Source organism: Janthinobacterium sp. Bl 1, from assembly GCF_058215535.1.
This window is the reverse complement of the sequence record NZ_CM177086.1, coordinates 605,493-622,132: the sequence shown is the minus strand read 5'-3', so window position 1 is coordinate 622,132 and position 16,640 is coordinate 605,493. Positions and strand designations below refer to the sequence as shown.

Annotated in this window: 12 protein-coding genes; 9 read left to right on the top strand and 3 right to left on the bottom strand. The window is 51.3% G+C overall.

What is annotated here, in order from left to right:
- Positions 1 to 117: 117 nt before the first annotated feature.
- The 5 genes from AC4BCN_RS02780 (at position 118) to AC4BCN_RS02760 (ending at position 9,206) form a co-directional block, all read left to right on the top strand.
- Positions 118 to 645, top strand: a complete 528-nt coding sequence (locus tag AC4BCN_RS02780) for a sigma-70 RNA polymerase sigma factor region 4 domain-containing protein (RefSeq protein ID WP_338680461.1) — start codon at positions 118 to 120, stop codon at positions 643 to 645.
- Positions 642 to 1,652 carry a hypothetical protein gene (locus AC4BCN_RS02775; RefSeq protein ID WP_338680460.1) on the top strand — a complete coding sequence of 337 codons (1,011 nt, stop codon included), beginning with the start codon at positions 642 to 644 and terminating at the stop codon, positions 1,650 to 1,652. The genes AC4BCN_RS02780 and AC4BCN_RS02775 overlap by 4 nt, the downstream gene beginning before the upstream one ends.
- A 691-nt stretch (positions 1,653 to 2,343) precedes the next feature.
- A protein-coding gene (locus AC4BCN_RS02770) for an IS3 family transposase (protein WP_338682225.1) occupies positions 2,344 to 3,506 on the top strand; the annotation gives its coding sequence in 2 pieces (ribosomal slippage) (positions 2,344 to 2,599 and positions 2,599 to 3,506; 1,164 coding nt in all).
- Between the two features lie 144 nt (positions 3,507 to 3,650).
- The gene (locus AC4BCN_RS02765; protein WP_338680459.1) at positions 3,651 to 7,640 is read left to right on the top strand and encodes an nSTAND3 domain-containing NTPase; all 3,990 of its coding nucleotides are present in this window, start codon (positions 3,651 to 3,653) and stop codon (positions 7,638 to 7,640) included.
- Between the two features lie 78 nt (positions 7,641 to 7,718).
- The gene (locus tag AC4BCN_RS02760) at positions 7,719 to 9,206 is read left to right on the top strand and encodes a hypothetical protein (protein WP_338680458.1); all 1,488 of its coding nucleotides are present in this window, start codon (positions 7,719 to 7,721) and stop codon (positions 9,204 to 9,206) included.
- Between the two features lie 139 nt (positions 9,207 to 9,345).
- On the opposite strand, the gene AC4BCN_RS02755 is transcribed toward AC4BCN_RS02760, so the two are convergent.
- Positions 9,346 to 10,653: a phospholipase D family protein gene (locus AC4BCN_RS02755; protein ID WP_338680457.1), complete on the bottom strand. Its 1,308-nt coding sequence runs from the start codon at positions 10,651 to 10,653 to the stop codon at positions 9,346 to 9,348.
- A 400-nt stretch (positions 10,654 to 11,053) separates the two neighbouring features.
- Between AC4BCN_RS02755 and AC4BCN_RS02750 the strand changes: the two genes are divergently transcribed.
- The 4 genes from AC4BCN_RS02750 to AC4BCN_RS02735 all read left to right on the top strand — a co-directional run bounded on the left by AC4BCN_RS02750 (position 11,054) and on the right by AC4BCN_RS02735 (position 13,745).
- A complete protein-coding gene (locus AC4BCN_RS02750) occupies positions 11,054 to 11,431 on the top strand; it encodes a hypothetical protein (RefSeq protein WP_338680456.1) in 378 nt (125 codons plus the stop codon).
- A gap of 59 nt (positions 11,432 to 11,490) precedes the next feature.
- Complete coding sequence (locus tag AC4BCN_RS02745; protein WP_338680455.1) at positions 11,491 to 11,655, top strand: hypothetical protein; 165 nt, start codon at positions 11,491 to 11,493, stop codon at positions 11,653 to 11,655.
- Between the two features lie 477 nt (positions 11,656 to 12,132).
- Positions 12,133 to 12,396: a helix-turn-helix domain-containing protein gene (locus tag AC4BCN_RS02740; RefSeq protein ID WP_338680454.1), complete on the top strand. Its 264-nt coding sequence runs from the start codon at positions 12,133 to 12,135 to the stop codon at positions 12,394 to 12,396.
- Positions 12,397 to 12,398: 2 nt separating this feature from the next.
- On the top strand, positions 12,399 to 13,745 hold the full coding sequence (locus AC4BCN_RS02735) for a type II toxin-antitoxin system HipA family toxin (protein ID WP_338680453.1): 1,347 nt from the start codon (positions 12,399 to 12,401) through the stop codon (positions 13,743 to 13,745).
- A gap of 115 nt (positions 13,746 to 13,860) precedes the next feature.
- Here the strand turns inward: AC4BCN_RS02735 and AC4BCN_RS02730 are convergent, their stop codons facing one another.
- Positions 13,861 to 14,541 (bottom strand): hypothetical protein, encoded by a 681-nt coding sequence (locus AC4BCN_RS02730; RefSeq protein ID WP_338680452.1) that lies wholly within the window; start codon positions 14,539 to 14,541, stop codon positions 13,861 to 13,863.
- Between the two features lie 13 nt (positions 14,542 to 14,554).
- On the bottom strand, positions 14,555 to 15,796 hold the full coding sequence (locus tag AC4BCN_RS02725) for a phage integrase N-terminal domain-containing protein (RefSeq protein WP_338680451.1): 1,242 nt from the start codon (positions 15,794 to 15,796) through the stop codon (positions 14,555 to 14,557).
- Positions 15,797 to 16,640 lie beyond the last annotated feature (844 nt).

Genomic DNA, 16,640 nt, shown 5'->3' with positions numbered 1-16,640 from the left:
ATGCAATGCAGTACCCGGGTGCGACCGGGCAGATGAGAACACTTCCTCGTCTATTCGCACACAACCGTGGTTACGTTTTACTCGTACCTGTATGCATATTGGATCAAGGAGGATGGCATGTTTTTTAGCACCAACGAAATAGCGCAGCTTGCTATTACGTTCCCCTGGGGACACACGGCCCAAGTCAAAATCAAGGCCGCAAAACACGGCGTGGCACCGGACGACATCATCCAGGAAGGACGCGAAATAATCCTGGAAAAAGCTCAGGTATTTGACCCAGCCAAAGGCACCCTGTGCCAGTTCGTATTTGGCCACCTGGAGAAAAGAATGCTCCGTCAGCTGGGCGCACACACGTTTGCTGTTTCCATCGACAGCGACGAACATTTTGGTGACAGTACACGCAGCATCATCACCGATCTGGAGGCGCCAGCAGTGTCCGACGACGATTTCCCTCCACCTTCAGATCAATCCAAAAGTTCTAAGGCCTTGTCAATCGCCAGTTTTGTTAGCGGAAAGTCGACTGCGGATCTTGCACGGGCCCTTGGCGTCACCCCGCGGCGAGTACGACAAATTATGCAGCAATTTCGTGAGCAGTACGCGACATCGAACCAGTCTGAGCTTTTCTTTGATGAGGTGTGCGAATGACGTCAGGTAATTATCAAAAACATGCGGACTCTCGCGCCCCATCTCGCATAATCATCGCGCTTGACTCTCTCTACGCGCGAAAACTGGGGACAACGACGGCCGTATGGTTGCGTCAGGCTGAATACACTCAAAGAAAAGCTGGGAACGGTTGCTGGTGGTTCAAAAAAATTCTCGCAGATAGGGATGATAATAATCAGATGATTTCACCCCGATGGGAAATCGACCAAAGTTTTGAGTATGAAACGGGCCTGACTCGGTCACACCAAGGGAAAGCCCGAAAGGCAGCGAAAAAGCTCGGCGTGCTTCAGGAGCGGCGCTCGCGCAATGGAGGCCGACTTGAATACCGGATCGATCTGGATCTCTTGGCTAAGATCGTGTCCAAGTGGGCCGATGAAGAGCGCAATTTCCAACGTTCAGAAGCGTCGGAAATCACATTCGGCAACGGCGAATCTGGCGCCCTGGAAAGCGAAATTTCGCTTTCTAGTACAGAGAGTATACAGATTAAAAAAAGTAGAACTGCGCCATCAGGCTCGTCAGCCAAGCACAAGAACAGTAGCAAGAAGCGACAACCAAGGGCGAAGATCGCAGGCGTCCATTGCTGGAACGATCTCGACCAGAAACTTGCCAGTTCTATAGTGGAAAAATATGGCGAGAAAGCGGTTTACGACGCCGTATCACAACTTGAAAACGAGGGCGCAAAGCCATTGCCATCAGTCGTCGAAAAAATATTGTCACGCTCAAGCGCCAAGAATATGGTCGAAGAAACGCGCCAGCGGCTGGACAGCTATGACATCAGCGAAAGCGACCGAAAGAGGCGAACAGCAGCACGTGACGCAGTGGACAGGTTATCGCCAAGCGAACTCGGCGAGTTCATTAAAAAATTCATTGAAGAAAACACCTGCGACCACGCGACCTCATTCGATGCTGTCACGGATAATTTTCGTAGACTGGACGAAAAATTGCATTTCAAACGTTGGCTGGAGGTACAGTTTATGGATAGATGTTGACGTCGACGTTGGATGGGTTCGAGGATGCCGATTAAAATTACTCAGTACAAAATATTTACGACCATTTCCTCATAAAAAACCAAGTTCTCAAAATCATCTAAATTTAGATATGTATAGTCAAAAGTAGTTCCAACGGCTTTTTGTGAAAACCACTTTTTATATGAATTTAAAAATGTGGAACTAATTACTCTCCCGCCATGGACAATGAAAATATTATTTATACTGCAATAAATCAACTTGCACTACCAAGATAAAGTAATTTGTAGTGGCGAAAATTCACCTGACACAAGTCGCTAGATGGGTTAAAGTTCTGAAGTGCTTGCAGCTAACTAGAAGCAACTGGGCGTGCCAAAAATCTGATAGACAAATTTACTGGAATTTTGATAGGAAATTATGCTCTGGCACTGAATAATTAGCGAACAATGCATGCGAAAATAGGGCCAAAAATCCAAAGGCTTATGTAAAAATGGAAACTGGCTCTAATTTTTAAGGTAACATTCGACTGTTCCTAAGGAACTACTGATTAATTCGGGTTTTCGCTTGATCATAACTCGTAAGTCTTTGATTTTTAAAGCGGTGAATTTTCAGAAATTGAATTGATCAACGCGTCCCTAATGGGACTGGGAATGTAGTGGTTTAATGTACCCGGACACTAATTTAGGCGAGAATGCTCGCCATGGAGAGGTGTTTGATGAGCAAGCAAAGACGTACGTTTTCCCCTGAGTTCAAACAGCAGGCGGCATGCCTGGTACTGGATCAAGGATATAGCCATACGGAGGCAAGCCGTTCGGTCGGCATCGGCGAATCAGTGCTGCGCCGCTGGGTGCAGCAGCTTCAGTTGGAACGGCAAGGCATCACGCCACAGAGTAAGGCAATGACGCCTGATCAGCAGCGAATACAGGAACTCGAAGCGCGCATTGAGCGTCTCGAGCGGGAGAAGTCCATTTTAAAAAAGGCTACCGCGCTCTTGATGTCGGAAGGGATAGAACGTACGAGGTAATCGATCAGATTTGTGGTAACGAATCAATCGAGTTGATCTGCGCGGTGTTCGACGTAGCGCGGTCATGCCTGTACGCGCATCGGGAGCGCGCCCGGCACATTGATGTTGAGCGCATGGCATTGCGTAGCCGCGTGCACGAGCTGTTCGTCGAGAGTCGCAGTTCGGCGGGAAGCCGCAGCATCATGGGCATGATGCGCGAGGAAGGCACGGCAATTGGCCGCTTCAAAGTCAGTCGTTTGATGGAAGAGCTAGGGCTGGTCTGCAAACAGCCTGGCAGCCATGCCTATAAGCAGGCTACGGTGGAGCGGGTCGATATTCCGAACCACCTCAATCGTGAATTCACAGTCGAGGCGCCAAATCAGGCCTGGTGCGGAGACATCACCTATGTCTGGGCGCAAGGCCGATGGTATTACTTGGCAGTGGTGTTGGATTTGTTCGCTCGCCGAGCGGTGGGCTGGGCATTCTCGCTACGGCCCGACGCCGACCTTGTTGTGCAAGCGCTGGAAATGGCTTACGAGCAGCGAGGTCGACCGCAGGGCCTGCTGTTTCATTCGGATCAAGGCAGCCAGTACGCCAGTCGAAAATTCCGTCAGCGCTTGTGGCGCTATCGGATACGACAGAGTATGAGCCGTCGGGGAAATTGTTGGGATAACTCCCCGATGGAACGGCTGTTCCGCAGCTTCAAAACTGAATGGCTGCCGTCAACTGGTTACATGACGGCACAGGAAGCACAACGGGACATCAGCCATTACCTGATGCACCGGTATAACTGGATACGGCCACATCAGTTTAATCACGGATTGGCACCGGCCGTCGCCGAAGAAAAACTTAACGCAGTGTCCAGGATGGGTTGACCACTACAGAAAGTGTCCATATCACAATTACGAAATGAGTATAAAGTCTCCTTCCCCTCGTCTTCAAGCGCTCAGTGTTCAATGATATCGAAAAATAATCATAGCGACACCAACCAATCGCACTCCGGCTCGTCGGCCACATCCTTGACTGATAGCGCGGAAGTAAAACGCCCCTTGCGGGGCGCGGCGGCGGCGCAGGCGGGCTTCGACTATCAGCTCAACGTCTCGATCCTTGCAGCTCTGCAACTCCTCCTCATTTCCAATGCAGCTACGCGCCTTGTGCTGGAGCCAGCAAACGAAGAAGATATTGAGGCGGATTTGGAGCCTTACGTGCCAGGACGCATGCAGCCCAGTGCAACTGTCGCGGGCGGATATAAGCTTGTCGTCCAAATTAAAATGAACAGCGGAGAACCTTGGTCCGTCGAAGATTTTAAAGCACTGCTCAAACACGGCGCTGACAAAAAGGGAGGGCGCCAGAAAGCACTTCATCATCTCGACGATCCGAACACCCGCTATCTGCTTGTGACCAATGCCGACGTCAAGGGGAAAGCTCGCAATCTGCTAGTCAACGGCTTCGAAGAAGTCCCCGACAAGGCAAGCTTCCCTGCGAGCCTTCATGCCATATTGAAGACTTCGCCCGAAGGCCGCGTCGCGATCTGGGGACAACTCACCGAAAATCAGCTCGCATCCAATATCCGTGAACTAATGTCGGACCTGTTGCATGTCCCTAAAGTGGAGCAGAGAAATCTAATTGATAAGCTTCGGCTAGAAGCTAGGCGGCGGACACGAGGCAGCACGCCAGGTCAATGGACAAGTGACGATCTTCTCGCGACAGTAAGAGCACACGGCGGGTTCCTAGCTAGCTCTGCCAATCTGGAGCATTTCGTGCCTCCTATGAACTTCGATCAGATGTTAAGGCTACTGAATGAGAAAAATGCAGTCGTGATTAAAGGCCCCTCAGGCACGGGCAAGACGCAGGCAGCACTCAAGCTATGCGATATTGCGCGACGGGGCAATGGAGCGATAGAAGTCGTTACCATTGGTGCGGAGGATGCGCCGACCAGCATGCGTAAGGTCGTTAACAACGGACCGACGCTCTTCTATGTCGACGATCCGTGGGGGCAATTTAGCCTACGTGGGGGTAGTGAGGCGTGGACCGAGCAGTTGCCTCGTTTGCTTGTCAAAGCCACGCCGGATCATCAGTTCGTGATCACGTCCCGTAGCGACATGATGCAGAGCGCCAATGTCGGTGAGGGTCTTGAGATGTGGTCGGTCGAGCTGGATGCTGACCAGTATAGGAACGGTCAACTCCGAACGATTCATGACAACCGCATGGATCAGCTTCCTCCACTTTTGCAAACCAAGGCATATTCGTTTCTCAACGAGGTCCTTGATAAACTTGAGACGCCACTTGAGATCGAACTGTATTTCGCCCACATGCAAAGTGGCCCCGATACCGGGGAGGGCGACCACGACTTTATTCGCCGGATTCTCAAGCTGGCGCGGCGCGATGCAGTAGAAGGTGTTGTTGTCAGAGCCCTATCATCGATCGATACTTGCGGAACCTCTGCCATTGTTTGGGCTCTACTGTCGGCACGCGGCAAGCTCGACCGCAGCGCGCTTTACCCTCTACAACGCACCCTGCGTGGGCTCGACAGAACGCTCGGCGATGACTTGGAACGCCACGTGGACCGAATGGTCGCGGCTCGCCATCTTCGGCAGCCGGCGCGCACCATTGCATTTGCACATCCGAGTGTTCGCCAGGGTTTTGAGGTCTTCATAAGGAATAATTGGGGGCAGAGTCAGTTTGCGATCGAGACCATGATCTCCGCGCTCGTTCAGCTGCCACTATCGCATCGTAATTGGGGTATGGAAACTGCTGCCAGAGTTCTTGAAGCGGCGCGAGCGTTTGTTGATCGAAAGGACGCTGACCAAGCCTTCGAGATTAACTCCACCTGCCAAGTGGCGATCGATGCTTGGCTGGATGAAAGTCTTATGGATCAGGCTTCAAAATTCGCACCATTGTTGGATCTAGCGGCCGAAGTGGGAAGCGATTCGTCAATACCAAGCCGCGTGGCGCGATGGTTGCTGAAAGGGACTCAGCGGGGCGCTTCCTTCTTCGTTGATAACTGGCAACCGCCGATCTTTGACGATGCTTGGTACGATACTGTATCCGCGAGTCCACAATCGCTCAAGATCGCTGCACGTTTTATTCGCGAGGTGCTTGGTTTCGACCAAGGGAACTATGGAACGGGCTTCGTAGAGCGTCTCGACCGTTTCGCACCCAACCTAACCACAGCCTTTCTCGATGCCGCGCACGAAATGGTTGGCAACGGTTTCGAGTGTAACGCCGACGCTGTCGCTGCAGGAGCAGTACGTAACCTAGCAGGGTTTGAGAGTGTTTTGCTGGCTGCACTCGACGATCTCGCGAGGAATCACAGACAGTACACTCAGAGTCGCCTAGAGGAATGGCGTGCGATCGAGGACGGCGAACGGGACCACGCTGCCGAAGAGACAATGCAGTGGAGTCATGACGGCGAGGGCTACACATCTAACGTCTTCATCAACGCGTACGTCTGTCAGCTTCGCGCCGAAGGGCGTTGGATGGCGATTGCCGACCACTCGCGCGTTACTGAGTTGGTCAGTGCCTGGGCGAACGCTTTGCTTAAGTCCCCCGTGCAGGCAACCGAAGATGAACTACGGAGCATTCTCGCTATGGGCAAAAATACGCCCGAGGAGACCAATGTCTGGGCGGCGGTGCGTGAACATTGGTGTGTAGCGCTGGAACCAGCGCTCACAGCCCGGATTAGCTCGTCGATCCCGGATGTACATCTGCTTGACGAGCTTGCTTTGACGGCGTTGAAAGTTGCACCAAACGCACTGTCCGCTGCGTTTAAGGTAAGCAGTGACCAGGCGGCTCGACAAATCACGCTACTCACCGCCATGCAGCGGGGTGGGCGACGGCTTGAAAAGAACAGAGCCGACAAACTGAGGCGCGTAACCGCAGCGCTTAATATGACATTGCAGGAAATTCTCGCCGCGCTCCCGACTGGGAAACAAAAAGCTCGCAAAGTCAAGAGTCAGACACTTTCGCTCCTTGTGAGTTGTGCTTCCCATCTAGGCCCGGATGAGCTCGACCTCGTTGTTCCAGTAATTATAGCTAGCGGAGGCAACGCCTCGCCAGCTATCACCCAATGGCTGGCTACTGCGAGCAGTAAAGCGCATGCCATTAGTGCGACGGAGGCGGCGATTGCTATCGGAGATACTACCCTCATCGGGACGGCACTCCATCACCAGCGAGCTGATGCGCGGTGTGCGGCGCTTCTTCACTTGGCGCCAACGTTTCCGGACCCTTTGCCGTCTGCAATCCTCGCCATGGCATCCGATCCAAGCAGCCGGGTTCGTCGCTCGCTGGTCACTTTACTTGAGAAGCGCCCGCATCCCAATTACCTAACAACGCTGTTAGCGTTGATCCATGACACTTGGTCAAGCGCCGAACCGCAGGAATACGAATTCGAAAGCTTCGACATCGCGCAAAAAGCTGTCATTGCCTTAGCGGGTATCATTCCTCTATCGGATGCGGTTGGCGACACGCTTATCGATCTTGCCAACATTACCAGCGACCGTAAGCTAAGCCAATGTACCCTAAAGGTTGCAGCGAACTGCTGCAGCCCTGCAATCCAACAAAAAATCACCAAGCTTGTTGATATCCCGCAAAAGCGCTGGATACGCCTCGATGCCCTTGATGCATTAGCGGAAGCCGACGTCATTTATCCCAGCGTTGTTGCTCATATAACACCTGGGTATATGCTGAGTCTGCCGTCAATTCTTGCGACCGCAGCGGCAAATCTCGTCGGTACCCACGCCCCTGTGGAACAAGTCCTTGAGCTATTTAATGAAGTTGCTCGCTCAAACAAGTGGCGCGCACTTTTGCTAGTTGGTGCAAGCGCCATGGCAGCACGTGACCGTAGGACAGCCGATCAAATCTTGGATCTGCTGGAACCGGGGCATCCTGGGCGTCATCTGCTGATGACTTCCAGCCCCCTTACTGCCTCTATTCTTGACGACCTCGGCAAGGTGGCGTTAAGAGAGGCTGTGCGAAAGCGGCTTAATAAGCGTATCACTACCTCTTGATTAAGCCATAGAGCACTCTCAATAAATGCTGCAACGCCCCAGCTTATTAAACCGTCGTGATCGTACATAAAAAGAACTATGATGAAATTGTCTCAGAAAGAACAGTTGGGCGAAATCCACATCGGTTTCGGTACGAAAAATGGCCGGACCTTGGTACATGGTATTGAGTTACATCGCAACAAAGAGCATGTCGCCACAACTTACTGGTCGAACGTTGATCCTACAAATACCGTTGAGATCGCCATTTGCGCTGAGAGGCTCACAGACCTTCGTCCGGTGGAAGAAGTACGTCAGTGGCTGACGGCGGAGAAGAAGAACAGCGAGCGTCCGACTGTGGATCATCAGCCAGGTAACGACTGGATAACCATTGGGTTTAACGCGCAAGAACTGAACCAGTTTCTTCAACGCGTGAGAGCGTTTCGACGAACAATGGGAAGCAGAATAGCGCCCGCACTTCCACCATCTGAAATTTCCTCTTTAGAGCAACAATTGGAAGCTCCAATGGTGCCAATAATCCATTTGCTCCCAGATGCCCCTCTATCGCACGCAAAAGTCGGTGCGCTTAAAAAAGGGAAGATATATATCGCAAATTTTGGAACGCAAAACTATCTTTGGCAGGAGTGCCTCGCAGACAATATCATCGCGACATTTGAACTAATGGAGATGCTAAAATTTTTTACTTCAGATGATCGCGAGGGTTACATTGAGCGCATCATGAAGGTAGGTAAAACGGCTAGCGGTTCGTCTGTACCTCGTTCTCTTGCATCACGTTGGTTCACAATAGGTAAAAATTTTGAACAAACCGATGGCGACATCTGGATACACAAGGAAGGTAACTATTTGTGGTGGACTGTATCCCTTCCCTCAGCACTACGAGTGAGAGAGGCCCCAGCCAACCACAGAGGAGCCGTTGAGGGAGAGGTTTTTTACGAATTAATCAAAGACGTCATGCCGTGGTCAAACAAGAACTTGCATGGCAATCGACTGCTCTGGAACCAGCTCCACGCTAAAGCAAAGCGCTTCCTTTTTACCGAAGGGACTTTGCAGCAGCCAAACCCAGATAATGCCTCGTATACTCGAGCATTAATCGCCGGAGATGATTTGGAACAATGGCATAAAAGCGCATCATGGAAAGCGACGGCTAGAGGCGCTGCTCATGCACATGTAACGTTGGCAAACTCTCGGCAAAAATCAGTCACGAGCATGGCCCTGACTGCGATCCATACGACAACATATTCGGATGGAAGAGAAATTATCAGTACAGGAAAAATCAAAAACTTCCTGTTCGACTCATCATACGAACTCGAAACTTACATCTTTGAGCTTCTAGAACTGCAGAACGATGAGTGCGCAATAAGTGGTCTCCCGCTTCAATTTCTCGGCGAGCATGACAACAGCGATTTTCTGTGCTCGCTCGACCGGATAGATAGTGACGGGCACTACGAAAGAGGAAACCTCCAAATTGTGTGCAGGTTTATAAACGGATGGAAAGGCGCCAGAATGGACAAACAGTTTCGTTTCCTATTGAAGGCAGTATGCGAACACAACAACGTAAATTTAGGTTAAAGAGCAGAAAAATTTTCAGAATGCGGCGACTGAGTCCGCAGCTATAAGCGCTGAATAATCGCTACTCTTTTCCACCATTCTGCACAAAACCATGATTTATTTGATTCAGCATGAACACTTTTCAACTTGCAAGTTGAATTCAATTTCTTTCGGGAGGTAGATAGGTTGGACTAATTTCAAGTAAATTAAATCTCGCGTACTCAAGATCATGTTTCGAAAACAAAGGTTGAAACTGCTTTTCTAGCATAATGCTTTCGAAAGACAATTGAAGTGCATTTGCTTTCGCGAGTTTTTTTAGTCCGCTTTTTAGCTCAGCACCCGGTTGAACGAGTTGCTTTGCTACCTCAACAGCATGTTTTCTAGATAACATTCCATCGATTGAGTGTGTGACATATTTTTTTCGCAAAGAAATATCCATCGCTTCTCGAATACGATTACTGAAAGCTTGCCTCAGCGGCTCGATAGGCATAATACTACTATTCGATGTTGCTACCAATTCCTCTTTTAGAGCTTGAAGAAAAACTGGCAATAAAGGTAAGGTCGCACTGATAGACCAAGGTTCCACATTTCCGAGAAAATTTAGAAATCTATCAGAATTAAGCACGGTCCATAATGCACTTATCACGGTTGGTGTAAGTTCAAAAGGAGCAAATAGTGGGCTACGATCATTGCGTTCAACCGCAATTTTTGTGTACTGAACATGCACTGCTCCATTCGATATAACCTCATCTACGTGTAGCCAATATGGCTTGCGATTATGATCAGGGTATCCGTCATTTCGAGCGTACCAGCAGAGTATCCAACGATCCGGTTGGATTTCATCCCCCTCCAGAAATGAAACTGAATCTTTAATCGTAGTGGGAAAAATTACTTGCTCACTATACTCGATTTCCCCCCACACGCAGCATACGTAAAATTCATCTGACGCAACAGGTTGATAATCTTTTAATTCATCTTCCGTCGAATCGTTTCTAATGCCACCTGTTTTAACTGCTCGATCCCATAGTGCACGTAGTTCGGCTAAACGTTCGAGCTTGGATTCCGTCGTGGGATATGCAAACTTGGCTTTGTCCTTATATTTTTCAATTAACACACGCAGCCCATCAATTTCTTCTTTTTCCTCAATAAAGAAGCCTGCCTCTTCCAATCCCTGCGCGCTCAAACCATTGGCCGTCAGATTAAAACTTCCCACTGCAGCCTGTGATGCACTCAGGTATATTTTCGCGTGCAGATTATCGAGAAAATATATGTTTTCCCATCCAATATATTTAACCATATTCACAATTGCATATGGATTTGACCCTAATGTAGGAGACAATATTATTTCTTTAATTCTGTCAGGTGAAACATAGGATGCCCAATCTATTCCTACGTAGGCAACAGCAATGCTGGTTGGCGAGATATCGCGGATTGTCGATTTGATGTCTGTGCCGTGGATAAGCCTCATATTTCCCCGTCAAATAATTAAATTTATTTTTTATAATAACAGCAATTTTATAATTTAGGAGAGCTGTAAAAAACAATGTACGTTCCAACCTGACGATGTTCAATCACTCTCGCGATACAAGGCCGCTGCAACAAGCACATGCTGTTGAGGCCCACGTCAAGTTGATCTAGATTGCCTGTCCTACTACCTCAACTCAAAGCGTCTCAAAACGTTGCTGCACGCGAGTTTCCGGCTATGGATATGTGGGTCATCCAAAAGAGCCACTTGGGGCAAAAATCCGTCGAAGCCGCCACTCTTCCTCAGAACTTAACTCGACTTGCACAAGGACGAACGGGACTTACGATGACTCTTGTCGCGGTCACATATGCCGCTCAACCAACCTTATTAAGGGAGTTACTTGATGAGTACCGATAAAGTCACGAACCAGACCATTTTTACTACCGACTGGGCGAAAGAAGATCGCCGATCCGTGAAGGCCTACCTCAATGGCAAAAGCGACGGCCGGGTCCTGTGGTGGAACATCAATCGTTGGGTTCACCAGCATTTCTGGTCCAAAGCTTCACTCGAGAAGATTATGTTTTGCTTCCACTCACGCCACCAAACACTCACCTTGCTCAACCTGGAATATCGAGCCGACGTCCAAGAGGTGGCAAAGGCAATCCAGTCCGAGGGAGTTGTGGCAGGAATTCGATTCGCGATTTCCTCAGCCTGTAAGACGCGTTTTTCTGAAGGATCCACGTACTCGCAGCTCTCCTGCCATAAGGATGCCATGCCATGAACGAGGTTGGCGAAGGCCGGACATAGTGGTTTCACCCTGAACATCATGAAGACAAAAAAATGAACAAACTTATTGAGCATATTAAAAAAGTAGCGATCGACGACATGCGCCTTTTTTTCGAACCGTTCACCATAATGACACGCCTGATTCGCCGCCTGGCCACAGCCATGATTTCTCGTTTCAGACGAGCCAAAACAAAGGACGAGAAGGAAGGTGATCAATGAGAAGTAGCGCTTTCTACTTGTTACTTTATTTCCATCCGTTAGTGAAAATGCTCCTCACAATTGTGTGTCGGGTTTTCGGCTTCCTCGCGTTCCTCATGCTGATCGCGATATTCTTCAACGACTCTTGGCCGGACATTCTCGCGATTACTGCACTATTCTTTGTGGTATCGATCAGCGCCGCGATTCTTCAGGCAAGGTACACCAGGCTTCTGCTGAAACTCCAACCGGATGAGACTGAATACATTTTTTACGACTGATTGAACATCCAAGGCCGACCGTCACCTGATACTCGGCCTTGGTACCTCACCTACCTCGGTGAAACACGAGGAGAATCTGCAGCATCTTCGGCCAACTGTTCGTTATCTCTTCCCTGCTCTATCTGTTTCTCAGCTATTTCTGATACATCCGTTATTCAGATACCTTGACTTTATCTGCATTTCAGATAATATCGATATATCTGAATAACGGATACCATACATGTCCTTCTCGCCCACCACCCACCGTCTTCTCACGGCGTCGCAGCTCGGCCAGTTGCTCGCATCGGCCCGCAAACGGCATAAAATCACCCAGGCGACTGTAGGCACGCGTGTCGGCTTGAGCCAGAACCGCATCTCCTACCTGGAGAGCCATCCTGACGAAATCAGCGTCAAGCAGTTACTCAGCTGGTGCTCCGCACTCGAGCTGGAGCTGCAGTTGGGCGAGCGCGATACGTCCGCCGCAAGCAATTCGGCGGAGTGGTAGTCATGGGCCGCCGCTCACACAGCCAGACGCTCCATCTTTGGGCAAATGGCGACTATGTAGGACGCTGGACGGTCAAGGCCAACGGAGACTCCGAACTCCAGTACGATGCGTCCTGGCAAAGCTCAAGGTTGGGGCGCCCAATCTCGCTGTCGCTGCCGTTCAATCTACGCAATGAACCGCTCAAGGGTGCCAGTGTTGCAAACTACTTTGAGGGCTTGCTGCCGGACAGTGACATCATTCGCAAACGCGTTGCGACCCGGTTCAAGACAGGCTCTCTCGAACCGTTCGACCTTCTCGCGGCTATCGGCCGGGACTGCGTCGGCGCCTTGCAGCTGCTGCCCGAAGGCGGCAAACCGGAAGGACTGGCCCAGGTCGATGGCATCGCCCTTGACGAGGAAGACATCGAGCGGCACTTGCTCGAAGTGGTCAGCTCGGAGCGACACGGCGCCACCGATGACGCCGACGATGATTTCCGCATTTCGCTGGCTGGCGCGCAAGAGAAAGACGCCTTCTTGTGGTGGGATGGGAAATGGATGAAGCCGCGTGGCGCTACCCCCACAACGCACATCTTCAAGCTTCCGATCGGGATGGTAGGCGGGAAAAAAGCCGATTTCACCACGTCGGTCGATAATGAGTGGCTATGCCTGCGGCTGTTCAAGGAGTACGGGCTGCCCACGGCAAATGCCGAGATTGCGACGTTCGGCGAGCAACGGGTGCTCGTCGTCGAGCGTTTTGACCGCGTGCGGTCAGCCAATGGCAAGCAGCTGTTCCGGCTGGTTCAGGAGGATTTTTGCCAGGCGACGGGAACATCACCGCTGCTGAAATACGAAAATGACGGTGGACCGGGGTTAAAACAGATGTTTACGCTGCTGCAGCAATCGCAGCAGAGCGCTGCCGACATGCACACGCTGATGGCCTCACAACTTCTGTTCTGGATGCTGCGCGCACCCGATGGCCACGCCAAGAACTTCAGTATCCAGCTACTGGCGGGCGCCGGCCGGTTCAAGCTGACGCCCATCTATGATGTGATGTCCGGCTATCCTGTGATCGGCCCTGGACCCAACCAGTGGGCCGAACGCAAGCTCAAGATGGCGATGGCGCTACTCGGAAGCAACCGGCACTACCTTGCGCATGGCATACAGCGGCGACACTTCAATAGCACTGCAAAAGCGGTCGGCTGTGGCGCGGACGCCGAACAGCTCATGCTCGATTTCATTGCCCGCACACCCGCAATTGTAGACAAGGTCCGCGGCGAACTGCCTGTGGGGTTTTCGGAAAAGGTGGCCGACAAAATTCTGGGCGGCCTGCTTGATGCCGCAGCCGCCCTTCAACGGATGCCGCCAGCCTGACCAGTGCCTCGCAGACGGCACGGCCGCGCACCGGGCACTACCGCGAAAATGGCCAGTATTCTAACCTCGGTTAAACATGAGGAAAATCAGCAGCATCTTCTGGCCAGCTATTCCGTTATTCCTCCTCTAAAATCGCATACGCCTCGAACTGCAGCTCAGCCGGATCAATGCACAACTGGTACCGATCGTGTTCGACAAGGAGTTCATGAAACGAGCCATCCGGGGACTGTGCGACAGCTGCCGTAACCTTTTCTTGGACAATTCTTATTGCTTCGGCCAAAAGGTCAGGCCAGATTGTTGGAAGGAACACATTGGCCAGCCAGGACCTCAGTACTTCTCCGCATCCCTCTTCACTTTGAAACGAAATTACTGAAAAGTAGAAATCTCCTTCATCACAATCAAACTCAGGATAATAAAACGGATGGTTGCGGTACAGCCACATGAACAGGTCTTCCAGTTGCGCGCTCTGCGGGAACGCCAGTAGCAGGTCTATTGGCATGAATTCGTAACGCAAAACTGGGATGCTCTCGTCATCATCAGGGTCAATCGGTTCGAACTGTTCACTCAACGTCCCCCAGGAAAAAACATACCCCTGTTTATCCAGGTACTGGTCAAGCATGCTGAGCCCCCGTCCGTCTTTGGATAGACTACAAATATCTTCAGCAGTAAGAAATGAATACTTGCCATGGACAAGCTCCCGTATGAGCTTTGCTGGCATCCCAAGTTCTGCCGGGCACGCATTGATCAACGAGTTAATGGCCACTTCGTTCAGTGCAATATCTCGATTGCTATACATTCCACTTCTCCTATTAACACAACAAAAAATCGTTCAACATCGCTTCAGCGCTGATGCGCAGCGCCAGAGGAGTCTCCAGCCCTGGAGACATCCATTCCACCCCGTGACGCCGGGCATGCTTCGCAAACAACATATGTGCCTGGTCTGCAGTCAAGACTAGGCCAGTGCGAGCCATCATTTCCTGAATAAACCGACAGTCCTCTAACCGCGCGGCGGGAACTTCGGGCAGTGCAACAGCATCGAGAATCCGAAGTGCTTTCTGAATCGTCACGATCCCTTGATCGCTGTCAGGAAAAAGTGCTGAGGACGAGTCGAAGGAACCGATGTACGCACTTGTCACGGACTGCCGGTTGTGTCCCAATACTTGCGCCACCTTCGCCTTCACGACGCCGCTATCGGCGCCATCCAGCTGCCCTACGCCTCCACCCATCGTGGCTGGGATCATCCCGAGCAGCAACGCATGGTTCTCGGCAAATTGCGCGCGCAATCCATGTCCTGTTATGCCGGCATCGGCTTTGGTGAAGCCGAACGACGTCATCAAGTTCTCGTAGCGGCGAATGTTCTGCTCCAGACTGGCTATCTGGCCCGACCGGGAATACTCCCACCCAAGCGCTTTATTTTTCGACACGCGTGCTTTGACGTAGTCGAGCAAATCGCGCTGCGCGTTTGAAACGATGGGAATATTTCGCCAACGACCGCCTTTACCCATCCCCGGAAAAACCTGCAGGTAATGGCCGTAATCCTGAACGTGTGGATTGCATTTCAAGACCTCTTCGCGCCGCAGTCCAAAGCCCAGTTCGAGACGTAACATCAGACCGAGGCACGGGTCGCGCTCGTCAACCTTGCGGAACGTCTCGACCAGATCAATGCCATGTCCCGACCAGGACTTCGTGGTTCGGGCGGCCGAACGCACTTTCAACAATTCAGGATCTACATCCGGCAGATATTTCTGAACGGCGCCAACCATGCCTGGCTTGCCGAGCATTGCGCAGAAAACCCGTAATCGGGACAGATCGTTCTGGATGGTCTTGGCTTTCTTGTGCTGGCAATACCACCAGTGCTTGACGAGCAATTCGATATGCCGTTCACCGAGATTCTTCGGATCCTGAATCTTGTAGCCGAGTTCATGCAGCCGCCGAATTGATGCATATAAAACGTCTTTCGTCAGTGTCTGGGTTCGTTCGGACGCCACCTTGCCATTGACCCGGCGTGTGCCTGCCAATTTCATGATGTCATTCACTTTTTGCTGCCACATATGTCCTCCACAAAAAACATCGATACCTCTTATCACCAGACGCGGAAGCGCAGCGGGTCGAGCGGCGGGGGTAAGGCTCCCGTCTTAAATAAACCGGTTTCGCATCAGCGGGCCTTACTGCCAACCACCGATGCGCCGAGCCCTTGCGGTACTCGGTTTCTCTTCCTGGGAAAAGAACGGAACATTGAGCAGTTTCTCGCTGCGCACTGCCGGACCAGGTCCGGGCGTTGAGGGTGCGCGCCTCCAGTTACGGGAAAACCAGTGAGAGCTGGCGTGACGTTCTCAGGCGCCGTGCCTAATGCACATGCGGCCTGAGGGGTGACTAACCCGATCACGATGTTTGCAGTTGAAGTGTTGGAGGGTGGTGCTCTTCGGAGCGAAGAAGGGATGGAGATATGGCTGTAGCGTGGCCGTTTGCGCTAACCACTCAAGCAGGAACGACGATCTGTGATCGGGTTTTCCCTGCCATTGCGCTGGAAAGCCGATGACGACACGTTTTGGGGATCACTCTGTACCTGCCTGTAGAGCCATGCAGACAAGACTTGGCCAAGTAAGAACTGGATTTTTTGATTGTGATGAGTGCTCGCGATCGGATGAAAGCGAGCGATGCCAAACGCTTGGCGTTGCGAAAAGCTGTTCTCTCTCTGGACAGAACAACTTGAAATTGCGGGGAACAAAAATGCCGAATGTCGACGCTGCGTAATTTATACAAACGTAGCTAGCATGTCAAGACACCTTTTTTGCTGGGCCACTTGTCTGGATTTCCGCACCTGGTGATAGCTAATAACGGCGCATTTTCGAACCTCGATATTCGACACGGACTACTTCCCGGTTCCGGTTGCAT